Origin of the sequence: Neisseria sp. HMSC70E02 (genome assembly GCF_001838645.1) — a bacterium.
In the GTDB taxonomy this organism is placed as follows: domain Bacteria; phylum Pseudomonadota; class Gammaproteobacteria; order Burkholderiales; family Neisseriaceae; genus Neisseria; species Neisseria macacae.
Genome location: NZ_KV838066.1, coordinates 22,378 through 31,681, shown reverse-complemented (window position 1 = coordinate 31,681; position 9,304 = coordinate 22,378). Strand labels below are relative to the sequence as shown.

Below are 9,304 nucleotides of genomic sequence, written 5' to 3'. Positions count from 1 at the left end.
AAGGTCGTCTGAAAACCGGTTTCAGACGACCTTTTGTGTTACCGCGCTTTATCTGCCGTACATTTCCCACAAACTTTCTTGCAGGCTGAATGCGGGTTCGCCGTTTTCGGGGCGGGCGCGGATGTAGCTGCCGTCGGGCTGCATCAGCCAGGCGCGGGTGTTGTCTTGCAATGCCATTTCGATGCCCTCATGGATGACGCGGGCTTTGAGTTCGGGTGTGAAAATCGGGGTGGCGACTTCGATGCGGCGGAAGAAGTTGCGCCCCATCCAGTCGGCGCTGGAGATGAAGGTGTCGTCCGTGCCGTTGTTGTGGAAGCAGTACACGCGCGAGTGTTCGAGCTGTCTGCCGATAATGGAGCGGACGCGGATGTTTTCGGATAGGCCTTTGACGCCGGGGCGCAGGGTACACATGCCGCGCACGATGAGGTCGATTTGCACGCCTGCGCTGCTGGCGCGGTAGAGGGCGTCGATGACGCTCGGCTCGATCAGCGAATTCATTTTGGCGCGGATGCGGGCGGGTTTGCCTGCTTTGGCGTGTTGGATTTCGCGCTCGATGCGGTCGATGACCATTTTGTGCAGGGTAAACGGGCTTTGGTAGAGCTTGTTCAGACGACCCGGTTTGCCCAAGCCTGTGATTTCCATAAAGATGGTGTTCACGTCGGCAGTGATTTGGTCGTCGGCGGTGATGATGCCGAAGTCGGTGTAAATGCGTGATGTGCCTTGATGGTAGTTGCCGGTGCCGAGGTGGGCGTAGCGTTTGAGCGCGCCGTTTTCGCGGCGGATGACGAGTGCCATTTTGGCGTGGATTTTGTAGCCGAATACGCCGTAAACGACGTGTGCGCCTGCGTTTTCAAGCTGTTGCGCCCAGTTGACGTTGTTGGCTTCGTCAAAACGCGCCATAAGTTCGACGACGACGGTGACTTGTTTGCCGGCAAGGGCGGCTTTCATCAGGGCGCGGACGAGTTCGGAATTGCTGCCGGTGCGGTAGATGGTCATTTTGACGGCGAGGACGGTGGGATCGGCGGCGGCTTCGCGTATCATGTGGACGACGGGGTCGAAGGACTGATACGGATGGTGCAGCAGGATGGGCGATTGTTTCGCCAGTTTGAAAATGGAGCCGTTCTTGCGCAATGCTTTCAGACGACCTGCCCCGCGTGCGGGAAACTTGAGGTCGGGACGGTCAACCAAATCGGGCACGGCATTAAGGCGCACGAGGTTGACCGGACCTTTGACTTGGTAAAGCTCGGCGGGGGTGAGTTTGAACTGGGCGAGCAGGAAGTCGTGGATGTGGGGCGGGCAGGTATCGGCGACTTCAAGCCGCACGCCGTCGCCGTATTCGCGGTCGTGCAATTCGTTTTGAATGGCGGCACGCAGGTTTTTGAGGTCTTCTTCATCGACGGTCAGGTCGCTGTCGCGGGTGAGGCGGAACTGGTGGCAGCCTTTGACCGTCATGCCAGGGAAGAGTTTGCCGACGTGGGCGTGCAGGATGGAGGAAAGGAAAACGAAGCCGCTGCCGCCGTCGCACAATTCGGCGGGCAGGGGGACGACGCGCGGCAGGATGCGCGGGGCTTGCACAATCGCCATGCCGGAGGGGCGGCCGAATGCGTCCGTACCTTCAAGCTCGACGGCGAAGTTGAGCGATTTGTTCAGCGGGCGCGGGAAGGGGTGCGACGGGTCGAGTCCGATGGGGGTGAGGATGGGCAACAGTTCGGCGTCGAAATACTGCTCGATCCATTTCTGCTGCCCTGCCGTCCAGTTGCGGCGACGGTAGAAATGGATGCCTTGTTTGCTCAACTCGGGCTGCAAGACTTCGTTGAACAGGCGGTATTGCTCCTGTATCAGCGCGTGTGCTTCGGCGGCGACGGCGGCGATGGTTTCGGACGGCGTGGTGCTGTTGTCCAAACGCTCGTGCGGATTCATTTTTTGCGCACGTTTAAGCCACGCCATGCGTACCTCGAAAAATTCGTCGAGGTTGGAAGAGACGATGCACAAAAACCGCAAACGTTCCAAAAGCGGTACGTTTTCATCCTGCGCCTGCGCCAAAACGCGGCGATTGAAAGCGAGCAGGCTCAGTTCGCGGCAGAGGATGCGGTTTTGTTCGGGCATGGTGTTCTCCTGAAGCGGGTGGGTCGGACAGTCAATTGGGAAGTATAACGCGTTTCGGACGGGCGGGGCAGTGGTGCGGGATGGGCGGGCGGTTGGCAGGGCGGGAGGTCGTCTGAAAAGGCTGTCGGGGCGTTTTTTGTATGGGGCAAGTGTTTTCAGACGAGGTGTATAAGAATGGTTATTATTTGTGCAAATATTGTTTATTTTTATAGTAAATGGTATCGTTAGCACGATTTTTTAGGGCGAAAGCCGGTCTGAATTTTGCCCGAACTGCCCCTGTCTGTTTTCAGACGACCTTGTTGAGTGGAATTAACATAAATCAGGACAAGGCGACGAAGCCGTAGACAGTACAGATAGTACGGAACCGATTCACTTGGTGCTTCAGCACCTTAGAGAATCGTTCTCTTTGAGCTAAGGAGAGGTAACGCCGTACTGGTTTAAAGTTAATCCACTATATCGTCTTTATGGCGTTTGTTTTTCCATCTGAATTATTTTTCCCTTATGTCCGTCAAACCTTTATCTTTAAATTTAATCAACTGCTTTGTGCTGGCGGTGCTGTTTCTCGTCAGCCTGTCGGTGGGCGTCGGCGATTTCCGCTGGGCGGATGTGTTTCGCTGGACTTTGTCTGACAGCACGGAATTGATGCTGGTCAGCCGCCTGCCGCGCACGTTTGCGATTGTGCTGACGGGGGCATCGATGGCGGTGGCGGGGATGATTATGCAGATTTTGATGCGCAACCGTTTTGTCGAGCCGTCTATGGTGGGCGCGAGTCAGAGCGCGGCGTTGGGTGTGTTGGTAATGACGCTGATGTTTCCGGCTGCCGGGCTGACGGCGAAAATGTCGGTGGCGGCCGTGGCGGCGTTGGCGGGTATGCTGGTGTTTATGATGCTGATACGCCGTTTGCCGCCGACGGCGCAGTTGATGGTGCCGCTGGTGGGGATTATTTTCGGCGGCGTTATCGAGGCGGTGGCGACGTTTATCGCGTATGAGTTTGAGATGATGCAGATGTTAAGTGTGTGGCAGCAGGGCGATTTTTCGGGCGTGCTGTTGGGGCGTTACGAATTGTTGTGGCTGACGGGCGGCTTGGCGTTGACGGCGTATTTGATTGCCGACCAACTGACGATTTTGGGCTTGGGCGAGACGGTGAGCGTGAATCTGGGTCTGAACCGGACGGCGGTGTTGTGGGTAGGCTTGGTGATTGTCGCGCTGATTACGTCGCTGGTGTTGATAACGGTCGGCAATATTCCGTTTATCGGGCTGGTCGTGCCGAACATCATCAGCCGCCTGATGGGCGACAAGCTGCGCCAAAGCCTGCCTGCGGTGGCTTTGCTCGGTGCGTCGTTGGTGCTTTTGTGCGATATTTTGGGACGCGTGATTGTGTTCCCGTTTGAGATTCCGGTCTCAACCGTGTTCGGTGTGTTGGGTACGGTGTTGTTCTTGTGGATTTTGTTGAGGAAACCTGCCCATGTCGTCTGAAAACAAGCGTAGCGCGCTTCGCTCGAACAAGGTTGCGTTTATGCAGGGTTCTTCCCGTCCGCTGTGGGCGGCGTTTGTCTTGCTGCTGGCGTGTTGCACCTTGTTCCTGACTTTGAACATCCAAGGCGATTGGGATTTTGTGTTGCAGCTGCGGCTGACCAAGCTGGCGGCTTTGCTGTTGGTGGCGTACGCGGTCGGGGTTTCGACCCAGCTTTTCCAAACGCTGACGAACAATCCGATTCTTACGCCTTCGATTTTGGGCTTCGATTCGCTTTATGTGTTTTTGCAAACGCTTTTGCTGTTTGCCTTGGGCGGGGTGGGCTATACGTCGCTGCCGCTGACGGGTAAGTTCGGCTTTGAGCTGGTGATGATGATGGGCGGCTCGCTGCTTTTGTTTTACACACTCATCCGGCAGGGCGGACGCGATTTGTCGCGCATGATTTTAATCGGCGTGATTTTCGGGATTTTGTTCCGCAGCCTCTCTTCGCTGCTGACGCGCATGATTGATCCGGAGGAATTTACGGCGGCGCAGGCGAACATGTTTGCAAACTTCAATACGGTTCACAGCGAGCTTTTGGGCGTAGGCGCGCTGATTCTGCTGGCGAGTGTGGTGGCGGTTTGGCGCGAGCGGCACCGTCTGGACGTTCATCTTTTGGGGCGCGACCAAACGATTAACTTGGGCATAAACTATACGCGCAATACCTTGTGGCTGCTGCTTTGGATTGCCGCGCTCGTGGCGACGGCGACGGCGGTGGTCGGGCCGGTCAGCTTCTTCGGCCTGCTGGCTGCCGCGCTTGCCAACCATTTCGCCCCGAGCGTGCGCCATAGCGTGCGGCTGCCGATGACGGTGTGTGTCGGCGGCATCCTGCTGGTCGGCGGACAAACCGTGTTCGAACACCTGCTCGGTATGAAGGCGGTGTTGAGCGTGGTGGTTGAATTTGCCGGCGGGCTGGTGTTTTTGTATTTGGTGTTGAAACGCAAGCGCTAGGTCGTCTGAAAACTTTTTGAGCCTGAATTCGAATGGCGTAAACCACTATTTCCAAACGGTATATTTCGTTTTCCACGCCCTTGGATTTGATAGCGTGAATGAAACTAAATATCGAGTTCTTACTCATAATAAGCATCACTATCAAGGTGCGTACTATGAGTAAAGTGTTGAAATACCGTCCTGATTTGGATGGGATACGGGCATTGGCGGTTTTATCCGTCATCGTATTTCATATCGATCCCCAATGGCTGCCGGGCGGTTTTTTGGGCGTGGATATGTTTTTCGTGTTGTCGGGATACCTGATTACGACCATTATCAGCCGCGAGATTCACGACGGCAGCTTTTCGTTTCTCGAGTTTTATAAACGACGCGCCAAACGCATTTTGCCGGTCTTTGCCTGCGTATTGCTTTGCACGACGGTCGTTGCCGCCATTTTCTTTTTGTCTTTCGATTTGCGCCAATACGTCAAATCTGCCGTCTATGCCTTGCTGTTTGCCGCCAATCTGTTTTTTGCGCGCCGTGGCGGTTATTTTGATGCGGATGCGACGGAAAAGCCGTTGCAACATATTTGGTCGCTGTCGTTGGAAGAACAGTTTTACTTTATTTTCCCCGCGTTGCTGATTCTGTTTTTCCGTATCAGCAAACGGCGCAATGTGCGGACGTTTATCCTTTTGCTGATTGTCATCAGCCTGTTTTCCGCGCTGTTGCCGACTTTGGGTATGGAGGCGTATTTCCTGCCGCATGTGCGCGCTTATGAGCTGCTGGTCGGTTCGCTTTTTGCCTTTATTCCGCCCGCCGAACAAAACGACAAAGCCAGTACGCCGCTGTTCGGATGGCTGATGATGGCGGTCATCGCCGTCACGCTGGTGCTGCCCTACGGCGTCCTGCCCGGTGCGGGAAACATCGAACGGCTGCTTTGCTGTACGGCGGTTGGCGGTTTGATTTACTCGGGCAAATCATTGCAGATGCAGGAAGGTTTCAATACGTCCAAACTGTTGAGCCTCAAGCCGGTTGTGTTTGTCGGTCTGATTTCGTATTCGCTGTATTTGTGGCACTGGGTGGTGTTGGCGATGATGCGTTACATCTATATGGACGCGCAGCTTCCGCTTGCCGCATCGGCATTGGCTGTCATCATCATGCTGCTGTTGTCGGTATTGTCTTATTATTTTGTGGAAACACCGGCGCGGAAGGCGAAGAATTTTACGACGGCGAAATTCAAATGGAGCATGGTGGCTTATTTCGCGCTGCTGATTCCTGCGGCAACCTACCTGATGACCGCCAAACCCGCCGCGTTTGAAAGCAGTTTGTACAAAGCCGATGAAAGCAAAATTTGCGCGGACACGCTGACTAAAACCGATTGCGCCGTCGGCGCGGCAAACCAAAAACCTGAAGTTTTGGTCATCGGCGACTCACATGCCGCCCATTTAAGCCCGTTCCTCGACATTGTCGGCAAAAAAGAAGGCTGGTCGGCAGACGTCATTACGTCCAACAGCTGCGCCACCGCGTTTGGATTTACCCTGCCCGACAGCGACCGCCGCGCTGACCGCTGCAATCCGTATAACAGGTTTATCGAACAAAAAACCAAAGACTATCCTGTCATCATCATTTCGCAACGCTGGTTCCTCCATACCGCCAAACCGGAATTTTTGGAACGGTTCAACACAATGCTGGAGGATTTGGTGAAGGCGGGCAAAAAAGTGTACGTTTTGGCCGATACGCCCATGGACGGGCAGCTGCCGTTGCGGCGTTATTACCTGAGACAAAAGCTTGGCATCGACATCAATTATGTTTCAGAGGATAAAAAAGAAGAAGTCCGCGATTCCGCCAAGTCGGAAGACGAAGTCGAAAAAATCGTGAAGCAGCACCGCGGCGTGCAGTGGGTGGACTTTATGCAGTACATCCCCGCGGACAAACTTATAGACGGGCTGCCGGTGTATTTCGATACCAACCACCTCAACCCGTTCGGTTCAAGTAAAATTGCCGAAATGTTTATCAACGATAAACGCACCCTGTTGAAATAAGCACAAAGGTCGTCTGAAAACAGATTCAGACGACCTCTTTAAAGCAAAAGGATACCGTATGACTCAAGAACACTTTCCCGAATTTTTCGAGCAAGCCCCGACGCTGACCGTCCAAGACGCGCTCGCCGAATTTCTCGGCGCGGCAGAGGAGGGCATCATGCAGTATCGCTACGCCGATGCCGTCCGCCTGTGCGGACACTCCTGCCCCACCGTTGCAGGCGCGTACCTCATGACGCTTAAAGGCCTGAAAGCACTTTACGGCAGCGATCTGCCGCAGCGCGGCGGAATCGAAGCCGCCATGCAAGGCGCGCGCGACGAAGGCACGGTCGGCGTTACCGCATCCGTCGTCCAACTCTTAACCGGCGCCGCTCCCGAAACCGGCTTCGGCGGCGTCGGCCCGCAAGGACGCTTCGCCCGCCGCAACCTGTTGAGTTTCGATGCCGACATCGAAGGCACGCTGACCCTGCGCCGTAAAGACAACGGCAAAACCGTCACCGTCAGCCTCAACGCCGCCATGCAGCCCTTCGCCCCCGAAATGCGCGACATCATGCCCAAAGCCGTCAGCGGCACCGCCACCGCAGAAGAACTCAAACGTTTCGGCGAACTCTGGCAGGCGCGTGTCAAAGCCTTCTTGATTGATTTGGCAGACAATCCCCAATTCGTCATCGTTCGCGAAATCTGAAGCCCATCCTTTTCAGACGACCTCTCATGTTCGGAGGTCGTCTGAAAACAAATCCACACATCACACTCATCATGATTACCATCCGCAACGTCAGCTTCCACATCGGCGGCAACCCCATCCTCAACAACGTCAGCCTCGACATCCCCGAAGGCGGCATCACCGCGCTCATCGGTCCAAACGGCGCAGGCAAATCCACGCTCCTCTCCTTCATGGCGCGCCTCCGCCCGCTGGAACAGGGCAGCATCAGCTACGCCGGCAAAGATGTTTCGACCACGCCCACCGCCGAGCTGGCAAAAACGCTCTCCATCCTGACCCAAGAAAACAGCGTCATGAGCCGCATTACCGTGCGCGACCTGCTCATGTTCGGGCGTTATCCCTACCATCAAGGCAGACCGACCCCCGAAGACCTCGCCATCGTCGAAAACGCACTTTCCGAGTTCAAACTGGACAGCTTCGCCAACCGCTACCTGACCGAACTCTCCGGCGGACAACGCCAACGCGCCATGATTGCCATGGTCTTCTGCCAAAGCACCGATTACGTCCTCTTGGACGAACCGCTCAACAACCTCGATATGTACCACGCCCGCGCCCTCATGCAGCTGCTCCAACGACTGACCCGCGAACACAAGCGCACCACCGTCGTCGTCCTGCACGACATCAACCAAGCCGCCGCCTACGCCGACCACGTCGTCGCCATGAAAAACGGACAAGTCGCCATGACTGGCGCGCCGAACGACATCTTTACCGCTGAAAATATTAAAGATTTGTTTGATATGGATGTGGACGTATTGGACTATCAGGGCAAGAAGCTGGTTATCCATCACGTTTGAGATGCGGATGTGGAAAAGGTCGTCTGAAAAGTTTTCAGACGACCTTTTGTTATATCTGACCTGTTCGAACAGCTCTGGCGGATTGGCAGCGGGTTAAATATAGTGGATTAACTTTAAATCAGTACAGCGTTACCTCGCCTTAGCTCAAAGAAAACGATTCTCTAAGGTGCTGAAGCACCAAGTGAATCGGTGCCGTACTATCTGTACTGTCTGCGGCTTCGGCGCCTTGTCCTGATTTAAATTTAATCCACTATAAATGAATACGGCGTTGCTGCGGTTTGAAGAGGGTAATTCTTTAAATGGATGAAGCAGCCTTAGAAAATCGGTCTCATACAATTTGCACTGTCTCTGCTGCCATATTGTCCTGATTTAAACTTAAGCCCTATACTGTGTTCCGTTTATAGGAATTTGGCAGCAAGGTATCCGGCAGCCACCAAACCGAACATGGCAAGAATACCCAATACGCTGATCAGGATATAAGTGTTCTTTTTGGATTGCAAAGCAGCCAATTGGGGATCTTCACCCAATTCTTGGCGGAGTTTGCTTTCCAGTTCCGAACGGATTTGTTTGCGCAGGAGTTTTTCTTCACGCTCTTTTTCGATTTGCAGCTTATGGGCGATTTCCGCTTGTTTTTTATGCTCAAACGCGACCCGTTCCTGCCATTCGATGCGCTTGCGCTGGATGATTTGCTCGGTCGCGCTGGCAAGGTGGAAATGGCAGACGGGACATTCCGTCGCCTCGTGATCCTCAATCAGGGTCAAACATACGGGACACTGTCGGATTTCAGGAGCCGCTTCTTCCTGTTCTTCACCGCTGAGATCCAGCTCCAATTCCATCGATTGGCGGACGATGACATCCAATCCCAAATAATTGAAATATTGTTGGGCGTTTTCACGTTCGTCTTGGGTACAGTTCTCGGCAATAATGGCTTGCGGACGTTCGGCAAGCGCTTGAACCAAATCTTCGGCTTCTTTTTCCGGCAGATTATCGTACAAGCAGGCGTTGATGCGCTCGCGATCGACATCCGGCGGATAAGAAACATAAACGTCGTAAAGTTTATCTTGTTTCTTCATTGTGATCCCATGAGATATAAAATCCTGCTTTGTTATTTGAAGGCAGGTATTTAGTGTCGGTTTTGTTATAAAGTATAGATTATTATTCGTCTATTTGTCTTAACCGAAGGATAAAGGGTATTTTATTC

Annotated in this window: 7 protein-coding genes; 5 read left to right on the top strand and 2 right to left on the bottom strand. The window is 54.1% G+C overall.

Annotation, left to right across the window (positions count from 1 at the left end; translation table 11 throughout):
- Positions 1-48: 48 nt before the first annotated feature.
- A complete protein-coding gene (ppk1, locus tag HMPREF3277_RS01565) occupies positions 49-2,106 on the bottom strand; it encodes a polyphosphate kinase 1 (protein ID WP_070869833.1) in 2,058 nt (685 codons plus the stop codon).
- 501 nt (positions 2,107-2,607) lie between these two features.
- On the opposite strand from ppk1, the gene HMPREF3277_RS01560 reads away from it, so the two are divergent.
- The 5 genes from HMPREF3277_RS01560 to HMPREF3277_RS01540 all read left to right on the top strand — a co-directional run bounded on the left by HMPREF3277_RS01560 (position 2,608) and on the right by HMPREF3277_RS01540 (position 8,103).
- Positions 2,608-3,582 carry an ABC transporter permease gene (locus tag HMPREF3277_RS01560; protein WP_070869832.1) on the top strand — a complete coding sequence of 325 codons (975 nt, stop codon included), beginning with the start codon at positions 2,608-2,610 and terminating at the stop codon, positions 3,580-3,582.
- The gene (locus tag HMPREF3277_RS01555; protein WP_094113433.1) at positions 3,572-4,570 is read left to right on the top strand and encodes an iron chelate uptake ABC transporter family permease subunit; all 999 of its coding nucleotides are present in this window, start codon (positions 3,572-3,574) and stop codon (positions 4,568-4,570) included. The genes HMPREF3277_RS01560 and HMPREF3277_RS01555 overlap by 11 nt, the downstream gene beginning before the upstream one ends.
- 155 nt (positions 4,571-4,725) lie before the next feature.
- On the top strand, positions 4,726-6,591 hold the full coding sequence (locus HMPREF3277_RS01550; RefSeq protein ID WP_070869831.1) for an acyltransferase family protein: 1,866 nt from the start codon (positions 4,726-4,728) through the stop codon (positions 6,589-6,591).
- A gap of 58 nt (positions 6,592-6,649) precedes the next feature.
- The gene (locus HMPREF3277_RS01545; protein ID WP_070869830.1) at positions 6,650-7,273 is read left to right on the top strand and encodes an FmdE family protein; all 624 of its coding nucleotides are present in this window, start codon (positions 6,650-6,652) and stop codon (positions 7,271-7,273) included.
- 71 nt (positions 7,274-7,344) lie between these two features.
- A complete protein-coding gene (locus HMPREF3277_RS01540) occupies positions 7,345-8,103 on the top strand; it encodes an iron ABC transporter ATP-binding protein (protein WP_039862830.1) in 759 nt (252 codons plus the stop codon).
- 398 nt (positions 8,104-8,501) lie between these two features.
- Here HMPREF3277_RS01540 and HMPREF3277_RS01535 read toward each other — a convergent pair whose 3' ends face one another.
- Complete coding sequence (locus tag HMPREF3277_RS01535) at positions 8,502-9,176, bottom strand: hypothetical protein (RefSeq protein WP_003758364.1); 675 nt, start codon at positions 9,174-9,176, stop codon at positions 8,502-8,504.
- Between the last annotated feature and the right edge of the window lie 128 nt (positions 9,177-9,304).